At 52.1% G+C, this 19498-nt stretch carries 15 protein-coding genes; 6 read left to right on the forward strand and 9 right to left on the reverse strand.

All coding sequences use genetic code 11. The features are described 5' to 3' along the window. Window positions 1-229: 229 nt before the first annotated feature. Window positions 230-3001, forward strand: a complete 2772-nt coding sequence (locus AAF564_01720) for a DUF1553 domain-containing protein (GenBank protein MEM8484231.1) — start codon at window positions 230-232, stop codon at window positions 2999-3001. Between the two features lie 71 nt (window positions 3002-3072). Then, the gene (locus AAF564_01725; GenBank protein MEM8484232.1) at window positions 3073-4518 is read left to right on the forward strand and encodes a DUF1501 domain-containing protein; all 1446 of its coding nucleotides are present in this window, start codon (window positions 3073-3075) and stop codon (window positions 4516-4518) included. A 180-nt stretch (window positions 4519-4698) separates the two neighbouring features. Here AAF564_01725 and AAF564_01730 read toward each other — a convergent pair whose 3' ends face one another. From AAF564_01730 to AAF564_01740, 3 genes are read right to left on the reverse strand one after another with little or no spacing between them, the layout of a single operon-like run. Further along, window positions 4699-6093 (reverse strand): sulfatase-like hydrolase/transferase, encoded by a 1395-nt coding sequence (locus AAF564_01730; GenBank protein ID MEM8484233.1) that lies wholly within the window; start codon window positions 6091-6093, stop codon window positions 4699-4701. Between the two features lie 26 nt (window positions 6094-6119). Further along, complete coding sequence (locus AAF564_01735) at window positions 6120-7979, reverse strand: PDZ domain-containing protein (protein ID MEM8484234.1); 1860 nt, start codon at window positions 7977-7979, stop codon at window positions 6120-6122. Between the two features lie 47 nt (window positions 7980-8026). Next, window positions 8027-9211: a Xaa-Pro peptidase family protein gene (locus AAF564_01740; protein ID MEM8484235.1), complete on the reverse strand. Its 1185-nt coding sequence runs from the start codon at window positions 9209-9211 to the stop codon at window positions 8027-8029. Between the two features lie 139 nt (window positions 9212-9350). Between AAF564_01740 and AAF564_01745 the strand changes: the two genes are divergently transcribed. Continuing rightward, on the forward strand, window positions 9351-10256 hold the full coding sequence (locus tag AAF564_01745; protein MEM8484236.1) for a rhodanese-related sulfurtransferase: 906 nt from the start codon (window positions 9351-9353) through the stop codon (window positions 10254-10256). After that, entirely contained in the window at window positions 10256-10714 is a 459-nt protein-coding gene (locus AAF564_01750) for a GNAT family N-acetyltransferase (GenBank protein MEM8484237.1), read from the forward strand. Before AAF564_01745 ends, AAF564_01750 begins: the two co-directional genes overlap by 1 nt. 105 nt (window positions 10715-10819) lie before the next feature. Here the strand turns inward: AAF564_01750 and AAF564_01755 are convergent, their stop codons facing one another. Next, window positions 10820-11938 (reverse strand): peptidylprolyl isomerase, encoded by a 1119-nt coding sequence (locus AAF564_01755; GenBank protein ID MEM8484238.1) that lies wholly within the window; start codon window positions 11936-11938, stop codon window positions 10820-10822. Between the two features lie 102 nt (window positions 11939-12040). Continuing rightward, the gene (locus AAF564_01760) at window positions 12041-12532 is read right to left on the reverse strand and encodes a nuclear transport factor 2 family protein (protein ID MEM8484239.1); all 492 of its coding nucleotides are present in this window, start codon (window positions 12530-12532) and stop codon (window positions 12041-12043) included. Window positions 12533-12799: 267 nt separating this feature from the next. Here AAF564_01760 and AAF564_01765 point away from each other — a divergent pair, with 267 nt between their 5' ends. Further along, the gene (locus AAF564_01765) at window positions 12800-15232 is read left to right on the forward strand and encodes a choice-of-anchor B family protein (protein MEM8484240.1); all 2433 of its coding nucleotides are present in this window, start codon (window positions 12800-12802) and stop codon (window positions 15230-15232) included. Window positions 15233-15829: 597 nt separating this feature from the next. Here AAF564_01765 and AAF564_01770 read toward each other — a convergent pair. From AAF564_01770 to AAF564_01785, 4 genes are read right to left on the reverse strand one after another with little or no spacing between them, the layout of a single operon-like run. Further along, the gene (locus AAF564_01770) at window positions 15830-16387 is read right to left on the reverse strand and encodes a protein tyrosine phosphatase family protein (GenBank protein ID MEM8484241.1); all 558 of its coding nucleotides are present in this window, start codon (window positions 16385-16387) and stop codon (window positions 15830-15832) included. 33 nt (window positions 16388-16420) lie between these two features. Then, window positions 16421-17053 carry a dienelactone hydrolase family protein gene (locus AAF564_01775; GenBank protein ID MEM8484242.1) on the reverse strand — a complete coding sequence of 211 codons (633 nt, stop codon included), beginning with the start codon at window positions 17051-17053 and terminating at the stop codon, window positions 16421-16423. Between the two features lie 13 nt (window positions 17054-17066). Further along, window positions 17067-18002: a ring-cleaving dioxygenase gene (locus AAF564_01780; GenBank protein ID MEM8484243.1), complete on the reverse strand. Its 936-nt coding sequence runs from the start codon at window positions 18000-18002 to the stop codon at window positions 17067-17069. 51 nt (window positions 18003-18053) lie between these two features. After that, complete coding sequence (locus tag AAF564_01785) at window positions 18054-18503, reverse strand: MarR family transcriptional regulator (GenBank protein ID MEM8484244.1); 450 nt, start codon at window positions 18501-18503, stop codon at window positions 18054-18056. Window positions 18504-19033: 530 nt separating this feature from the next. Here AAF564_01785 and mraZ point away from each other — a divergent pair. Then, window positions 19034-19492, forward strand: coding sequence for a division/cell wall cluster transcriptional repressor MraZ (mraZ, locus tag AAF564_01790; protein MEM8484245.1), 459 nt, complete (start codon window positions 19034-19036; stop codon window positions 19490-19492). Window positions 19493-19498 lie beyond the last annotated feature (6 nt).

A 19498-nucleotide genomic window follows, 5' to 3' on the forward strand; every position in this document is an offset into this window, starting at 1 on the left:
CATTTCGCCTGGATGGTGTGAAAGTATCAAAATCTCTTAAGACAAAAAGTGAGTTTTCGGCAAAAGTGTGCCTTGCCAGAGTCAAGGACAGTTTGCACCGCTACAAGGTAGGATTGCTCGAGCGACGAGACGGCTTGGATTTGGTTGAGTTGATTTTGGGGCTTCCCAAGAAAGAAGCTATGGCGATGAATCCGTCGGCGATACGCAAGTCGGTGACGATACTCCAGGCGTGGGCGAAATTTCAAGAGACGATTCCCGAAAACTCGCTGGAGTTGTCAACGCTTTCTGGCATGAGCACCCATGCGGCCGCCGGCTGGCCCTGGATCTTACGGGACTCCCGCCCACGCTGGCACAGATTGATGCGTTTCTTGCTGATGACAGTCCTGAAGCATATGAGAAAGTGGTCGATCAATTTCTCGGCAATGTGGCTTACGGCGAGCGGATGGCTGCTGAGTGGATGGATATTTCGAGGTATGCAGATAGCCACGGCTACCAGGATGACGGGATGCGCAATATGTGGCCCTGGCGCGACTGGGTGATTGCATCATTCAACAATAACCAGCCGTTCGACGAGTTTCTGACCTGGCAACTCGCCGGCGATATGCTGCCCAATGCCACACGCGATCAGGTGTTGGCCACCGGCTTTAATCGTAATCACATGCAAAGCCAGGAAGGCGGCGTTGTGGACGAAGAATACCGCGTTGAGTATGTCGCTGACCGCACCCATACACTGGGCAAGGCTTTTATGGGATTAAGCCTCGAATGCGCCCGGTGCCATGACCATAAATACGACCCCATCTCGCAAAAGGAGTACTACCAAATGTTTGGCTACTTCAATAGTGTCAACGAATTGGGAATTATCCCTTATGCCGGCGAAGCAAGCCCAACGATTATCCTGCCTTCTCAGGATGCTCAAGAAAAGCTAAGCGCAATTGAAGAAGCGCTTGCCCCACTGCGCTCACAGCTTGCGGTGAGTAATCCAGACTACGATAAAGGTTATGAGCGTTGGCTCAACAGTTTGAATGAAAGCAGCCAGTTGGCCATACCCGGATTGGTTGGTCATTATCAAATGGAGGCCATCAACGATTTTAAAATCGATAACCTTGCAGCACCCAACAAACCTGCCACAGTGGAAGGTGACCGGGAAATGCTCATCGAACTGGTTGCGGGCAAATCTGGCAAAGCAATTGCGCTCAATGGAGAGAGCTGGTTTGCTACAGCGCAGGGGAGCCACGCGTTTGAACGGAACCAAATGTTCTCGCTTAGTCTGTGGGTTAATCTGCAGGAAGACAGCCTTGCCGGCCCACTTGTAGGACGCTCATATGGCGTGTTCAATGGCAATCGCGGCTACATGGTGGTACTCAACGAAGACGGCACACTGTCTGCCAGCCTGAACCACGTTGCGCCGGATAATACCATCGAAATACGGACAAAAGCGTCGCTGGCTCTTGATACTTGGCATCATTTGGTGCTGACGTATGATGGCTCAAGCCGTGCTGCTGGTATCCGCTTGTATCTGGATGGGGAGGAAGCCGCGCGCGAAATAGTTGTTGATAACCTGCAGAAGAGTATTCTGGAGTCGTATTACTTCTACGACAAACAAATCCGGAATTGGGGCGGAGACGAAAAGCTGCAATTGGGGCGCATTGATCCGAACCAGACGCGCATGGAGGATGTGCTTGTTGATGAACTCAAGGTTTTTGAAAGCCGGCTGACATCGCTTGAAGTGCAGCAACTTACAGGCTTGGCGCAGCCGCTGGCGTCGATTGTTAAGCAACCCAAAGATGACTGGACAGAAGCGCAAGAGCAGGCGTTGCGTACCCACTATGTACACCGGGTGAGCCCGACTTACAGACGGATCGCGGCAGAAGTTGAGGCACTCAACGGGCAACAAAACGAAATTATCACAACCCAGCAGGAAGTGATGGTGATGCGCGAGTTGAAGAAACCCCGCAAGACCTTTGTGCTAGATCGTGGCGCATACGATGCGCGCATGGAAGAGGTCGTGCCCGGGACGCCGAAAGTGTTGCCGGCTTTTCAGGAAGATGAGGAGCAAAACAGGCTCGGCCTGGCCAAATGGCTAACGGATCCTTCGCATCCGCTGACTGCTCGCGTGACCGTAAACCGCTACTGGCAAATGCTCTTTGGTCAGGGCATTGTGGCGACGCCAGATGACTTTGGAAACCAGGGTAGTCTACCAACCCATCCGGCTTTGTTAGATTGGCTTGCGGTGGAATTCATGGCGTCCGATTGGGATGTGAAAGGGATATTGAAAACCATTGCGATGTCAGCAACCTATCGACAATCTTCTGTCGCTTCCCAGGAAACGCTCGAAATTGATCCTGCAAATCAGTTTCTGTCCCGGGGGCCGAGCTATCGCATGACGGCTGAGATGATCCGTGATAATGCCCTTGCTGTAAGCGGGTTACTGGTGCCGGCAGTAGGTGGGCCGAGTGTACACCCCTATCAACCCGAAGGCCTGTGGAAAGAACTTGCCACGCGGAATGCAACGGAGTACAAACAAGACGAAGGCGATAAGCTGTATCGCCGGAGTATGTATACCATCTGGAAACGCAGTACGCCACCCCCCTCAATGATCAGTTTTGATGCCTCTGAGCGTAACTTCTGTATTGTGGAGCGGCAAAAAACCAATTCCCCATTACAGGCGCTTGTATTGCTGAATGATCCACAATATGTGGAAGCAGCCCGTGTATTGGGGGAGCGGATGTTAAAACAGGGGGGCGCCAGCATCGAGGAGCAGGTTGTGTTTGCATTTCGTTTGCTGACCAGCCGATATCCCACGGAAAAAGAGCAAGGGCTCTTGGTGAGGCTCTTTGAGGAAGAACGCGCCGGCTTTGCTGCAGACCCCGCAGAAGCCGTTGCGCTACTGGCCGTAGGAGAATATCCGCGCGACCGTTCTGTTGAGGCGAGTGAATTGGCCGCACGGACGGTTGTCGCAAGTACCATAATGAACTTTGATGAGGCCTATATGAAGCGCTAGGCGTGTGTTGAATGACTGCCGGGAATTGCCGGCAGGTCGACGTCCTCAGAAATACAAAGCATCGATCCGAAATGCATTGCAATAATTTTGAATCCCGATATACCCGCCGCGACTTCCTGACCAAGACCAGCCTTGGCCTCGGTGCTACTGCACTGGCTTCTTTGCTCTCACCCCAGGAGCTATTTGCTGCAGATCCGGACAAAGGCGTGTTGGGTGGCCCACATCTCCCAGCTAAAGTTCGTCGTGTTATTTACCTGTTTCAAAGTGGAGGGCCATCCCCGCTCGATCTGTATGATCACAAACCGTTGTTGCGAGAGCGGAATGGTGAAGACCTGCCGGCTTCTGTTCGCGGTGAGCAGCGCCTGACCGGGATGACCGCGCACCAGAAGTCATTCCCTCTCGCCGGTTCGCAGTTTGAATTCAATCGGTATGGGGAAAGCGGCATGTTATTCAGTGATCGGTTGCCGTACATCAGCGGGTTGGCTGATGATATTTGCCTCGTCAATACCATGTACACCGAAGCCATCAATCACGACCCGGCCATTACATTTTTCCAGACGGGCTCCCAGCAGCCCGGTCGGCCCAGCATTGGATCATGGATCAGCTATGGCCTGGGATCTGATAATCAGAACCTGCCTGCTTTTTGCGTATTGCTATCACGCAGTTATTGGAGCGGCGGACAGCCGCTTTATTCCCGGCTATGGGGCAACGGGTTTTTGCCCTCCCAGCACCAGGGGGTGCAGTTTCGTTCGGGCAAAGATCCAGTATTGTATTTGAATAACCCGCCGGGCATCAAGTCGGGTAGCCGGCGCAGGATGCTGGATTATCTCAAAGAAATGCAGGAAGCGCAGGCGGCACGCGTGATGGATCCGGAGATCAGCTCGCGGATTGCGCAGTATGAAATGGCGTACCGCATGCAAACCTCAGTGCCAGAGACCATGGATGTGGCTGGTGAGCCCGATTACATTTACGATATGTATGGGGAAAACGCGCGCACGCCGGGGACATATGCCGCTAATTGTTTGCTTGCCCGCCGGCTCATCGAGCGTGACGTCAAGTTTGTGCAGTTGTATCATCAGGGCTGGGATCACCATGACCAACTGCCCAAACATATCACCCAGCTGACGCAGGAAACGGACCAGCCATCAGCAGCCCTCGTGCAAGACTTGAAGCAACGTGGTTTGCTAGATGATACCCTGATTATTTGGGGCGGAGAGTTTGGCAGAACGAATTACTCACAAGGCAAGCTCACAAACGAGACCTATGGAAGAGACCACCATCCGAGGTGTTTCTCAATCTGGATGGCCGGCGCGGGTATCAATGCCGGCACCACCTACGGCAAAACCGATGAGTTTGGCTACAACATTGCCGAAGACCCGGTCCACGTACACGACTTCCAGGCAACCCTGATGCATCTGTTAGGCATCGAGCACGAACGCTTCACCTTCAAGCACCAGGGCCGGCGCTTCCGGCTGACAGATGTGCATGGCAAAGTAGTTTCCGGATTGTTGGCGTAGGAAAATGCGAGTTTCGAATGTCGAATGGGTCAGGGTTGGCAACGTTCTTTACCCATCGCATCCTGAGCTTGCGAAGGATCTCGTGAGGACGAGCAGCCCTTTTGAATATCGAACACCGAACAAGGAACGCTGAATGTCGAAGGAAAATTCAATCACTCCTCACTCCTCACTCCTCACTCCTCACTCCTCACTCCTCAACACCCACGACTGAGGAGGCAAAGGTGTGTAGCGCGGTGCAGCATCATTTGCAGGGAAGCTCGCCACGATCGCTTCCAGTTTGGCGCGCGCATCCTGGTGTTCAGGACTATTGAGCAGGTTGTTGGTCTCGCCGGGGTCTGCCTGAAGGTCGTACAATGCAGACGATACACCATCTTCTACCCATAATTTATACCGTTCGTTGCGCACGGTCCGGTCGGTGAACGACTGTACAGGTACAACCCCATCTGCTGTGAGCCGCGCCGGCCCAAATCCCATGCTGAGCGCCCAGTTGCGCTGCCCCATTTGTGCTGGGTCTTTCAGAACATTGGCAAAAGAGTACCCGTGCAGCAGCAGCGAGTCGGGTGAAGCGATGCCGGCCAGTTCAGTAAACGTGGGAAACAGGTCTGAGAAATCCATTAAAGCATCAGTTGTTGTGCCTGCAGGGATATGGCCTGGAGCACTAACGATAAAGGGTGCGTGCATGCCGTTCTGGCCGAGCGACCCTTTACCACCGGCAACGTCTCTACCATTCATTCGACCATTAATACCTCGTGAGGTCCCATTGTCCGTGGTAAAGAAAATGTAGGTATTGTCTCGGATACCGAGGGCGTCGAGCGTATCGGTTAGCCGGCCTACCAGGTGATCGGTATACCGGACCATGGCGCTGTGTCGGCCAATTATGCCTTCCGCATCAGGTTCATGTGGTGTCGGGACAAGCGGCGGATGGGTGAGCACCATCGGAAAGTAGAGCAGCATGGGCTGATCGTGATTGGCTTCCATGAACGAGATCAGGAAGTCTGCAAAAACGTCCGGGCCAAATTCATCCGCATACGTGCGGCTTCCTTCTTTTGTGTGGATGTAAGGATTTTGAAAGCGTTCTGCGCTTGGGTTAGGGGTATCTTGGTTTGCCGGCGGCTGGCCTTCGTAGCCGGTCCACATGGCGTAGGCGTCAAAGCCGTGTTCGACCATCGCTTCGGGCTGCACGCGGAAGTCGTTGATTTGCCACTTGCCAGCAGCAGCAGTACGGTAGCCGGCGTCTCGAAAAAGACGGGCAAAGGAGAAGTTCAAATCCGGGTCGAAGTGCGCCCCGCCGCCCCACCTCGGCACATCCCAGTGGTTGGTCCACCCATGATGGTAAGGGTACTGTCCTGTAAGCAGTGTGACCCGCGTGGGCGTACATTGTGGCATGGAATGGGCATTGTTGAACAATACCCCCTCTGCTGCCAACCTGTCTATGTTGGGGGTTTCAACAACCTCACTGCCGTACGCACTGATCCATTCCGGGCCCAGGTCATCCACCATGATGAACAGGATGTTTGGGGGTTGCGCGGGCGTGCACCCGGCAAGGAGCAAACAAAAGAAGCAAAGTATCCGCATATTTTCCGATTTTTTAATGGGCTGCCTTATTTCTTTCCAAGCCACGATGCCCTGAATGTACGTTGTGCGTCGGTCAGCGTTTTTCCAGCGTCTTCAAATGGGACCACTTCGACCTGCGGGTTTTCTACAGCAGTAAGCGTTTTGGTGTGCGTCTTGCCGCGTTGCTGATATGTAATCTCAGCGCTTTCGCCAGGCTTTAATTCAGACTCAAGTGCCTGGAGCTGATTTGCATTGGTCAGTGGCTGCCCATTGATGCTGATGATCGTATCTCCCCGGTCGAGGCCGGCTTCATATACCGGTGTCCCTTTACGGGTGTTGTCGCTTACCGTGGTGCCGTCTGTTGTGTATGCCAGGGTTGGAAAGCCGAAGGTGGCTTTGCCAGGATGTTGTTTGCGCAGCATGTAGCCGGCTTGTGCAAGCAAGTCTGCATAGTCTGGCAGTTTACTGTCGCGTACGTAGCTGGCAAAAAAGTCGCGGGCAAATTGGGCATCGTTTGTATACTCCGCCAGCGCTTGCTCAAGGCCGGCCACTGCGTAAGGGATAAACGTTTTGCCGTGTTTTTCCCACAGGTATTTCATGAAGCCATCAAGGGATTTGTCGTGCTGGCGGAGGGTGAGGTCGAGGTTGAGCCCAATCATGGCTCCCCAGGTGTAGTAGGAAATGAAGGTGTTGCTGAAATTGCGCGGGTCGTATGCGGAAGCGCGGTCGACAAATGGCGCTAACATAGACATTTCAATTGGACTAAAAATATGTCGGCCCGGTGAGTTGAATACCGTGTTCAGGCTGCGGCCCAAAGCCCTGGCATATGCAGCGTCGTCGGTTATTTCTGCACGGCGGATAATCAGCGGGGTATAGTAACTGGTGAAGCCTTCTGCAAACCAGAGGTCGGGTGACATGTTGGCTGCTTCAAAATCAAAAGGCTCAAGTGCTGCCGGCCGGATGCGCTCTACATTCCATGTATGGAAATACTCATGAGAAACCGTGCCCAATAACCCCAGCGCGTTGCTGGCAAGCGATGACGAACTTGTAAGGATGGTTGAATTGCGATGCTCCATGCCATCACCTGAAGCCCAGGGCAGGTAAGCCGCTATGAATGTGTAGACACCATTATCGAATGCCGGCGGGCCATCAAAGACAGCATTTTGTTGTTCAACCACGCGCCGGACCATGTCGGCATATTCGTCCACTTCTTTTTGAGTGCCCAGGTGATGGATGGCAAGGCGAATCTGGTAGGTCTCTTTGCTGCCGGGTTCTTGCGGGATGGTCCACGAGCGCATGTCGTAGTCACTCAGCGACGTTGGACTATCCATGAAATAATGCAGATCTGGTGCCGTGAACGTCATCGGATCTTCCGTAGGATAAAGCTGCGTTGCTGCTTTCCATCCAGAAGCTGCCGGCGGATCAAAGCGTACTGTGATGGGCCAGTTGTGGAAATCGCGGGCAAACATGAACGTAGCCGGCATATTCATGTGCGCGTGGGAGGCGTCAATTTGTGAATAGGTGCCATCTGCGCGATCAGCATAGAGCGTGTAGGTAACGGTTATGGTCCCATCATGCCCCACGATATCCCACTGGTGAGGATTGGGCCGGCTGATGTCGAGCGCGTTCCCTTTCCCATCAACAGCCCGTACGTTGTACACGTTTTTTGCAAATTCGTGTAGGGAGTACCGTCCGGGCGACGTGCGGCTCATGCGTACTGCAACCGGCCCGTCAGGGACACCATCGAGCGTCATCGAGATTTCAGCTTCGTGGTGGACGACATTAGGGAACGTGACGTGGTAGGAGACCTGGGCGAAGGCAATGTTACAAAACAGTACGAGGTTGCAAAACAGGAGGAGGCACCATGGCAGGGGAAACATCCGGCGCACTAACAGGCGATTAATCATAAACGTAAAGCTTTGTGTGAAGCGATAGTATTAATGAAGCGATAGCATTAAACGTCCAGGCAGATAATGTCATGTTGGATGGAAGAAGTTACTACCGGCCCATTTTCTGGGTCAATATACATGTCGATTTCAGATCTAACACCAAAATCTTCGAGGTAGATACCCGGTTCAACCGAAAAGCCCACGCCGGGCAAGATCGCACGCGTGTCGTGTGTTTCGAGGTCGTCGAGGTTTACACCCAGGGCATGTGCTGTTGGACTAATGCCCATGCTGTGGCCGGTGCGGTGAGAAAAATAGGCGCCATAGCCAGTTTCTTCGATGAAGGTGCGGGCTACCCGGTCCATCTGCCATCCCTGCACTGTTGTGTTAGTTTGCCATGCGTCTTCCAGGGCATCAACAACGGCATCCCTTGCACCAGTGACATGGTTGAATACGGCCTGGTGTTTATCGGATGGTTGGTTGCCGGCAAAACCTAGCCATGTGATGTCGCAATAAATGGCATCCGGGTCATGGTATTTGGCCCACAAGTCAATCAGGATCCAATCCCCTTTGCGAATGGGTGAATGGTTTTCTGCTGATGGTTCAAAGTGCGGATCTCCGCTGTGTTCATTGGCGGCTACAATGGGTCCATGGTCGAAATAGAGGCCGCGGCGATCAAACTGGTTGCGGATAAAAAGTGCAATGTCAAACTCTGTCACCGATGTGTTTTGCGAAAGCGTATCTGCAATTTGAGCAAAAGCGAGGTCTTTGATTTCATTGACTTCGATGCAGGCTTTCCGGTGTAAATCGAGGGATTTACGGGACCAGGCGGTGGCAGCTGCCTGGAACAGATCGGCAGAGGAGACCACCTCAAGCCCCATGGCCCGCACGCTCTCGATGGTGCCGGCATCAACCCAGGAATGCATTGGGATGGCGCCACCAGCGGAGTATTCCATTGCAACGCGGCCTGAGCCGGATGTGAGCGCGCGCAATGCGGCCTGTAATTCTTGCCAGGTGACGTAGGTTTTTTTAGGCAAGTCTATGGTAGCGAACTCAAGCCGGTCGAGGTTGTGCAGCAACAAACACGGATCGCCCGTTGCCGGAATCCACAGGTAATTGCGGCGTGAAGTTGGGCACGTTGTACCCAGGGTTTGCCAAAATACGGGGTTGCTGCCACGGAAATCGTACAACAGCCAACCATCGATGGCATGTTGTTGCATGAAGTGCTGGGCGTCGTTAAGTGCGAGGTTCAATGTATCTGAATTTCAGTGTGGAACGGGAGATCTTGTTGCCGGGTAAATATAGGCTCAAAATTCAGTGGGTAAAATGCCCCTGCGCGTCATTCACTCCATTTTATAAGCTTCCTTGTTAGCGTTTAAGGTTTGAAAGCCCATGCTGGTTGTTATTGCATTCTACAAATTTGTACCCATTCCCGATTTTGCGTCGCTGCAATCTGCATATTACGATATATGCCGCGCGCATGACGTACGCGGTACAATTCTGCTTGCACATGAGGGGATCAATGGTATGCTTGCCGGCCCCCGTGAAGGCATCGATGCTGTTTTGAAGTACATGCGTGACGACGAAAGACTGGCAGATCTTGAGCACAAAGAGTCGTTCTGCGAGGCGTCTCCCTTCAAACGGCTACGCGTGCGCTTGAAACGCGAGATCATCACGATGGGTGACCCCTCTATTGATCCCCTGGAGCAGGTCGGGCAATACGTGGAGCCAGAAGACTGGAATGCCTTGATTTCCGACCCGGAGGTGACCCTGGTTGACACACGGAATGATTACGAAGTTAACCTGGGTACCTTTAAAGGCGCGATCGATCCCGATACCACCTCGTTTCGGGAATTCTCAGCGTACATTGCCAAAAATCTCGACCCTGCAAAGCACAAAAAAGTAGCGATGTTTTGCACGGGGGGTATCCGGTGTGAAAAAGCCACTGCGTACATGCTGCGAGAAGGGTTTGAAGAAGTCTACCACCTCAAAGGTGGCATTCTTAAGTATCTGGAAGAAGTGCCGGCATCGAGTAGCATGTGGGAAGGTGAGTGCTATGTGTTTGACGACAGGGTGAGCCTCGACCACAAACTCGAGCCGGGCACATACGGCGCCTGCCACGGATGCGGGAAGCCACTGGCACCAGACGATATGGCATCAGAACTGTATGAGCGTGGCGTAACGTGCCCGCGGTGTTATAACATCCTTACAGAAGGGCAGATTGCGAGCTTTAGGGAGCGGCAGCGGCAGATAGATTTAGCCAAAACCCGGGGTGAGACGCACGTGGGGGATGCCTGATGGCTGTAGTGTTTCGTGAAGCGAGCCGGCGCGACCTTGAGACACTGGTCAAATTGTTGGCTGCTGATCCGCTGGGGGCAACCCGCGAACAATATGAATTGCCTATCCCTTTGGCTTATGTGTTGGCTTTTGATACCATTGATGCAGATCCCAACCATCTGCTCATTATCTGTGAGTTTGAAGGCGTGTTGGCGGGTTTCTTCCAGCTAAGCTTCCTCCCGAATCTTAGTTACATGGGCGGTTGGCGCGCGCAGATTGAAGGGGTCCGGGTTGCTGAATCACACCGCCGAAAAGGCATTGGCCGGCTGATGTTTGAACACGCTATTGCACTGTCTCGCGAAAAAGGCTGCCACTTGCTACAGCTTACAACAGACAAAAAGCGTCCGGATGCGTTGGCGTTTTATACTTCGCTTGGGTTTGTGGCGTCACACGAAGGGATGAAGTTAAAACTGGGGTGATTAGCTTATTTGATGCCCACGATTTTGAAGCCCACAATGGTGACAAACAGAAAAGGCCGAATCACTTGATTCGGCCTTTTCTGTTTAAACGGATAGGTATGCAGATCAGGAACTGGTATCGCCCCGGATGATGATATGATACCCAAAGTCTGTTTCAACAGGAGCGTCGGTGATGTCACCTGTCTCCATGGTGTCGAGGGCTTCGTCAAACGCCGGTACCATGGCGCCACGGAACCACACGCCGAGGTCACCACCATTCAGGCCACTTGGACCATCAGAGTGCTCTTTTGCGAGTTCGGCAAAGTTGGCTGGATCTTCTTTTGCCATAGCCAGGATGCGCTCAGCTTCAGCTTTTGCTTCTTCTTTTGTGCGGGTGATGTCTGTGTCTGCCCGCATGGCGCCCTGGTAAGCAATGAGGATGTGCGCGCCAGCACGCTGCTCCAGTTTAACACGTTTAATAAAGGCGTATCCTACAGGAAGCTCAATCGGGCCACCAGCTTCGTCAAACGAAAGTGCCTGGATAGCTGACATGATTTCAGGGGAAACAGGGTCGCAGTCCTTGAAGGCGCCGATGAACATCTTGCCTTCTGCAAAATCATTGTACTCTGTGGCAAGCTCATCGAAGTTGTCTCCGCTGATTTTTGCTTTAAGTTCGTCAACCAGCGTTGCAGCAGCTGCTGAATCGCGGGTTACAGTTGGGGGGACTCCCTGCAAGCCTGCTACACCAATAATAAACCCTTCAGCGCCGAAGTGTGCTGCGCTGGCATCATTGCGGCGCATGACGTGGTAGCCAAACATGGTTTCAACAGCTGTTTCAGAGATGGCATCAACAGCAAGTGCTTCAATGGCGGTATCGAACTCTGGTACCATCTGACCTTTTGGCCAGGTGCCCAGGTCGCCACCGTCAGGACCGCTTGGGCCATCGGAGTTTTCGCGCGCCAGGTCTTCAAATTTAGATGGATCCGCTTTTAGCTGAGCAATGAGCTCGCTGGCTTTTTCAAGTGCCTCTTCTTTGGTCCTGACCACACTAGAGTCCGCGCGCATGGCGCCGGCATAGGCAATAAGGATGTGAGAGCCGGCGAACTGGTTGGGATCAGAGAACATCTGGATGTCCCCGGAAACCTCAGTCTGCGCCTGCGTCTCATCTGTTTTTGCGCATCCGATGATAAAGGTGGTGCATAGGAGCGCAAAAAAGAGGGTTTTAATTCTATTTAAAGGGTTCAAAACAAATCTCAGTTAGTGGATAGCGGAAAAAAGCGTAAACGACTGTACTGCCCGCCAGTTTCGGGAATAGACTACGCGCTATATAACGTTTTGGCGCAAAAGCTATTGCCCTGCACGAGATATAGGGCCCGGGAAAGATTGGTGGGCATGCAGTAACTCCCAGCCGTCTTTCTTCTTTTGCCAGAGGTAGGTCCAGGCTACACCGCCAGAAAGTGAGCTGCCACTTTTGGAATTTGTGGTAAAGTTGCCTTCAGAAACCACGAGCACCAGGTCTGGCGTGAGTACTTTCACAACCGGTTCGCCGATGTTGATTTCCTGGCTTGCTACGCTGGCATATACGCTGCGGTAATTGTTAACCATCTGACTGCGAATAAACCGTTTGCCATCAATAATGTGTGCTGCGTCAAGTGCATCGCTGTGGTAGCGAAAGAGCCCATCAGCATCAGCATTTTCAGCAGCAAATCTGATTTCATTGGTAAGGGCAAGTACTTCGCTGGTGAGCTGGTTTTTCTCTTCACCTGAGGGCTCACGCACACGCAACGTACACGCGCTAAGAAAGACCATCAGGGCTAAAAAGCAGACAAATCGTGTCATACCTGGATTTTTTTCTGGAAATAATGATGCTAAAAATTGGATCAATATAGGGGTTGTACTTCGCAGTGTCAGTATACGGCAAGAAGCACACCTGCTGTTTCGTAAGGCCCGGTATATTGGACATTCGCGCTTGAATAAGCGATATTGCAAGTATTATTACTTCCACTTCAGTACAGTGGCCCGTCGTTTAAGTTATTATTTTTTGTAAATTTACAGAAAATAAAGGAAGTCCCCCCTTTCTCCCCACAATTCTGTTACGTCTAGTATATGAAACGCTTCCCTTTCTGGTTGGCAGTGCTTGGTATGCTGCTGTTGGCCTCGCCCGTCGCCGGGCAAACCTGGATACCTGGCGCCATAGAATTTTCCCGCCTGGCTGGATTTGGTCAGTCAATTGTAATTGATGGGAATCAGGTTATTGCCACCCGTACGGGTGAATCAGTGATGTTTCCGTCGCCAGCCAGCCAAAAAGGTGGCGTATTCATTTTTTCGGATACGGAAACGGGTTGGCAACAGGTTTATGAGCTTGTACCGGATGACATAGAGATTGGCGACCGATTTGGTCATGCAGCAGTGCTTTCCGGTGACTTGCTGGCGGTATCTGCACCGGGTGCCAATAAAGGATGTGGCGCGATTATTCTATTTGAACGTGCAGATCGGGTGCCCTGGGAGGCTGTAGGCCGTTTGGAAAACAACGGTTGCGAAATGGACGAGCGCATGGGCTGGTCAATGGCTTTTGTCGGCGACAAGCTGTATGCCGGCGCTCCTGGCAATGACGAACGCAGTGGTGCTGTACACGTTTTTCAATCTGAAAATGAAAGCTGGTTCCTGGCCGCACAATTGGATAGCCCGGAGGCAAACACAGCCTTTGGCGAAAGCCTCGCTGCACAGGGATCCATGCTGTTTGTCGGTGCACCAAATGCAGCAGATGGCGCTGGTCAGGTTTATGTGTATGCGCGCGACGCAACAACCCCTGTGCAAACGCTTGCCTCAGAAGATGAATCAGTACGGCTATTTGGCCTCGAAATCGCAGTAGATGGTAACCGTATGTTGGTTGCTGCACCCGGACTACGCGCCCGTGAAATAAGTGGTGGCCGCCCGGTTGCCGGCAAAGTCTTTCTGTTTGGCCACGATGATGTGGCCCGCTGGACATCAACATCTATTCTTGAGTTGGCTCTGTCACCCGATCAGCCTCCTCACCAGGCTTACGGCTATGGCACAGCAATCGCGCTCCAGGGTAATGAAGCCTGGATTGGTGCACCTTTTGGTGGTTCGGGCGCCGGCGCTGTTTATACTTATGATTTGACGCGTACAGGCTGGGAAAACACACAGGTGCTGGCAACGCGCCCGCTTGCAGTAGGCGCCGGCTTTGGCGGCCAGCTTGCGTTTAAAGATGACCTTGGCGTTGTAGGTGCAATTCGGGCAGACTTCGGTGAGGGGCGCGGGGTTGTATTCACGCGCACCGATGACACATGGGAAGAACAACATCCTATTAATGATGCAGGGCGCGGTCTCGAAGCCATGACGGGGAGCGAGATGCGCTGTCTTGAAGGCAAAGTTGATCAGTTTGATTGTGAAGAAGTAGACCTGCTCTCGTTTCTGCCCATTGATGATGTTGGCGGGGGCCGCGGTGTTATAGTAAATGATGTTTGGGGGTGGACCGACCCGCAGACGAAGCGCGAATACGCAGTGGTTGGTCGGTCAAATGGGACTTCATTCATCGACGTGACTGACCCTTCTAACCCGGTCTATGTTGCTGATTTGCCGGCCACTGTCGGTTCGTCTCCCAATGCGTGGCGTGATGTGAAAGTACACCGGGACCATGTGTATGTTGTGGCTGATAATGTAGGGAAACATGGCATGCAGGTATTCGACATGCGTGAATTACGTAATCTGGAAGATGTGCCAGCCACTGTTGAGGCAACAGCCCTCTACGATAAAGTCTATAGCGCACACAATGTTGTTGTCGATGAAGCCCTGGACCACGTATACATTGTTGCAGCCAGTGGCGGCGGTGAAACCTGTGGTGCTGGCTACCACATGGTTGACGTAAGTGATCCGGCAGATCCTACGTTTGCCGGTTGCTTCAGCGATCCTTCTGCGGGTGCAGGAGGCAACCACATCCACGACGCCCAATGTGTGATCTACGACGGACCAGATGAAGACCACCGCGGCAAGGAAATCTGCTTTGGCGCCAATGCCTCGGTTTTCTCTATCGCTGACGTATCTGATAAAAAGGATCCGAAAACATTGTCAGCCCTCGACTATCCCAATGTGGCATACGTACACCAGGGCTGGTTAACCGAAGACCAGCGCTATTTCTACATCAACGACGAAGGAGATGAAGTAGGCGGCCTGACGCCACGTACCCGTACACTGATCTGGGATGTAGAAGACCTCGATGACCCCGTATTTGTCAAGGCCCATCTTGGCACAACGGCCGCGAGTGACCACAACTTCTACATTCGCGGCAACCTGATGTACCAATCGAACTATGTGAGCGGTTTGCAGATTTTGGATATTTCTGATCCGCTGAATCCAACGCAGGTTGGCTCGTTTGATACGGTGCCGTGGGGTGAAAATGCGCCGGGCTTTGCCGGCTCATGGAGCAACTATCCTTACTTCGAAAGCGGGACGATTGTCGTGAGCAGCATCACTGAAGGCGTTTTTCTGGTACGCAAAACGCCGCGGGTCATGCCTTAGGTAGCCTCCGTTGTTGGACTTCTATCACTAACGCTTAATCTCAAATCGCATGCATTGTGCTTAAATCATGATTAGGATTTTTAAGTCCATATCAATTTTGCTTCCACTGATTATCAGTATCCCTTGCTTTGCTCAAGAGGAAAGCTCCGACTTATCTAATGACGGTTTGATTGTCGATTCGTGTGAGTTGCTCGTTTCATCTGACAACGCTTTTGGCTCCATCAATGTGGAAGAGTATTCTCCTACTCCGGGTCCCGTTGATGTTGGTGTCAAGTTTCAGATATCAAACAACCAGCCCTGTGTTGTCGAAAAGGTGACCCCATTCCGGATGTATTTCCCAGCCAATTTTCAGGTTCAGGTATCCACTAAAGAAAGAGGATCTAAGATCAGATTGTTTTTAAATGACAAAAATGGTAAACCGAGGGGCTCGATTTACGATACGACGCGAGGATGCGCAACGGTCTTTGAGGACTGGGAATTTATGGTTGGTTGTAGCGGCGTAAGATAGCATCAGTAGACACTAAATGATGGCTGATCTGTGTAAGAAGTACGCACGAGTATCTTGTGGTATTTGCCGTTGGTAGGCCGAGAGAACTTTCATGATCCCGATGCGGGCGCTTCCCTGGCTTGTTCGATGAAGCGCACCCACTGATCCTGCGCATTGGGATCCCATATTTTCTCCATGTCTGCACGCGCCGCGGCTTCTGGTTCACCCAATTGCAGGGTGCGGTACAGGTACACAAATGCAGATACCCGCATATTTGCAAAGCAATGGACGTAGACTTTCCTGTCCTTGTTTGCCTCCATCACATCAAAAAACAGCTTTAGATCGCGTGGTGCCGGGTTTTTCCAGGAGACTGGAATCTGGATGTAGGTCATTCCTTGCTGCGTAACGAGAAAGCCTTCAGAGCCATTGCGTTCTTCATCAGCCGGCGCCAGATTAATCACCACTTCGAAGCCGGCGTCTTTTAGTACGGCAATTTCGTCGTAGGTGATCTGACCAGAGGTGGAGAGCTGATCATTTATTGCGAGGTATGCGCGGATATTTTCTAGCATGGGTTTGGGGGCTATAGAATCTACAGCCGGTGCTACTTGTGCTTGTGTATTGCTCCAGCAAGCGCACAGCAGGATGAGGGCAAGGACAGTTTTCTGCATAAAGGTATGTTGTGGTAGCGGATGTTTACCAGGTTACGCATCAAGCGCTGTCAGGATCTTTTGGGCTGCCTTGATTTCATCCGTGTTAATGGTGTGCCCCATACCTGGATAGATCGTTTTTGTGACCTGTCCGCCGAGGTCAGTGAAAATATCAGCGGTTTCCTCGACCCTGTGCAGTGGAATATGTGCATCGACATCACTGCAGCCGATAAACACGGGTGTGTTGTTGAGGTTGCCCGCGTAGTCTGGTAATTGACCAGGCGGGCCAATGAGGCCGCCGCTGAAGACCAGTAAACCACCGTATCGCATGGGGTTTCGTGCGATGTATTCACTTGCCAGGCAGGCGCCCTGCGAAAATCCCCCCAATACAATACGGTCTGTGGCGATGCCGGCCTCGTTCAACTGCGTAACCGTCTGGTCAATCAAGTCGAGGGCAGAGGTAAGGTACGGCTCGTTTTGGGCAATGTCTGCAATAAACCTGAACGGATACCAGCTCCCGTTGGCTGCTTGCGGCGCAACGTAGGCCATCTGCTCTTTTTGTAGCACGCGTTCGAGGTCGAGCATGCCCTGGGCCAGTGCACCCCGGCCATGGATTAAAACCATGGCTGATGTAGCTTCGGCTACCGGGGTGCCGGCATAAAACAAAGGCTGATTTCTATGTGGCATCGATCGCTTTTGGTTATCGGTTCAGGGTTGGGAGGGTGTTTTCGATTTTTTTACGCTGCACCTCGAGCCAGGGCGGTAGTTTCAGGTCTTGCCCGAGTGATTCAACGGGTTCGTCGTAGGCAAACCCGGGTGCATCGGTGGCAATTTCGAACAATACGCCGCCCGGTGCACGGAAGTAAATCGAGTGGAAGTATTGGCGATCGCGGACGGGGGTTACCTGCTGTCCTGCTTCGCGCAAGGTTTTCAGGTATCTTGCTTGCTCGGCGTCATCGCGGGTTCTGAATGCAATGTGGTGCACAGAGCCGGCGCCAAACCTGCCCGGCGGGAGTGCTGGTGTTTCCAGTAAGTCAAGATAGACCGCCGTATCCACGCCGGCAGCTTTAAAACGATGTCGGTCGCCTTCCTGTCCGATAGCCGTATAGCCAAGGTGTGTAGTTAATAGTTTAGCGGTTTCGGCGACACTGGTGAGCCATAGCGTAACGCTGTGGAAGCCATGGATGGCTTTGTCAGCCGGTACCGGGCCGGCCTCCCAGTGCGAAATGTTGCCAGGTGATGCACTGGCAATGAGCTCCAGGTTCATGTTATCGGGATCCCGAAATAAGAGTACAGCTTCGCCGAATCTGGTGCCGCCGGCTTCTGGCGTATAACCCATTTGTTGCAGCCGGTCGGTCCAGTAATCCAGTGCGTTGGCGGGGATCGTGTAGGCCACAGCCCCGGTTTCGCCGGCGCCAGGTGTACCCTGAACCATGTTGGGCCAGGGGAAGAAGGTCATTATTGTGCCTGGCGTACCGGTTTTGTCGCCGTAATACAGATGGTAGGTGCCCGGGTCGTCGAAGTTTACCGTGGTTTTAACCAGGCGTTGCCCTAACACGTGCTGGTAGAAACTGACATTTTTCTGTGGATCACGCGCCATCGCGGTAATGTGGTGTAGTCCCTGAATCGGTTGCATTTATTTTGATGTTGTTTATTCCGATGTTAAGATAAATTATCAAAAAAATTGTTACAGTTGTTGTCTGCCAAGTTTTTTGCAGAGGGCCTCCAGTTGCTCTTGTTCGGTAGAGTTGAGGGCCGCCATGGCGTCGGTGATGCCTGCTACATGCGCCGGCATAATGTCTTTCACCAGCTGTGCGCCGGCTTCTGTTAGATGAATTTCGATACAGCGCCGGTCTTTCTGACCTCGCTCGCGCCGCACCAGGTCGCGTTTTTCTAGGTTATCGATGACGAGGGTCATGTTGCCGCTGCTCTTGAGGATTTTCTTACCCAGTTCGCTGGTCTGCAGTGGACCCAGGTGGTGCAGTGCCTCCAAGACACCAAACTGACTGATCGTCAGCCGATGGTTTTGCAGGTGTCCATTTACCATGCCCGAGATGGTTTCTGTGGCCCTGGAAAGCTTGATGTAGACGTTAAGTGCAAGGCGTTCGTCGATTGCACCAGAATAGTGTGTGCCCATGGTATATAGATATATTTCGATATTGAAATATATGATATCGTGATTAATGTGTCAAGTTGTTAATATCAATACGGATAGCGAAAGGCCTGGATTTGCCGGCTCGACGGGGTTTAGGATAGGTTATCCACATTTCCCCACGTTTCCCCACATTTTGTGGAAAACTCAACATGATTTGTTTGTTAGTTGATGTGTTACTTTAGATAAAAGCCGATAAATCAATGGCTTATGGACGAAAAATTTGTTTTAAAATCAGCCGCCGGTAGAGGGTGGGATGATGTAAATCAGTATACAGTGTGTAGGTAAATTTATGTATATCACATATGTTTTTACATATTTTTGCTGGAAAGTATTTCCACATTAACCCACTTTTTTTCCACAAAAGAGAACTTTTACCGCTGTAATCACTTGATATTGATCCCAAATAATGTAGTTTTGGGGAATCGTGGGGAAAAGTGGGGAGTAGTATCTCCTTTTGTTACGCACGACGGTACGGATGAACTGCCTTTGGGCGCTATGGCATTAAGAAAGACATGGCAGGATTTAAGGGACAGGCTGAATATTCAGTTGACGCAAAGGGGCGCATAGCGATTCCCTCGAAAATGCGTGCTGCCCTTAATCCGGAGGCGAAGAATACATTTACTGTCACCCGCGGTTTTGAAAAGTGTGTTTTCCTGTATCCACTTGATGTATGGGACGGCATGGAGTCTAAAATGCGCTCACTGAATATGTACAACCGTGAGTCGCGCGACTTCCTCCGAACTATTCTGATGTGGGCAGATGAGGTGGTGCTCGATGGGCAGGGCAGAATTTCGGTTGCAAAGCCGTTGCTGCAGTTTGCTAACATCAAGCCCAGCGGAAATGCACGCATCATAGGTGCACTGGATCATATAGAGATATGGGATCCGGAAGCCTTTGATACACATGTTTACAAAAGTGCTGAGAATTACGAGGTGTTGGCTGAGCGTGTGATGGGAGGCGGAGGAGACTGAGCCGGA

The organism is Bacteroidota bacterium, from assembly GCA_039111535.1.
Lineage (GTDB): Bacteria > Bacteroidota > Rhodothermia > Rhodothermales > JAHQVL01 > JBCCIM01.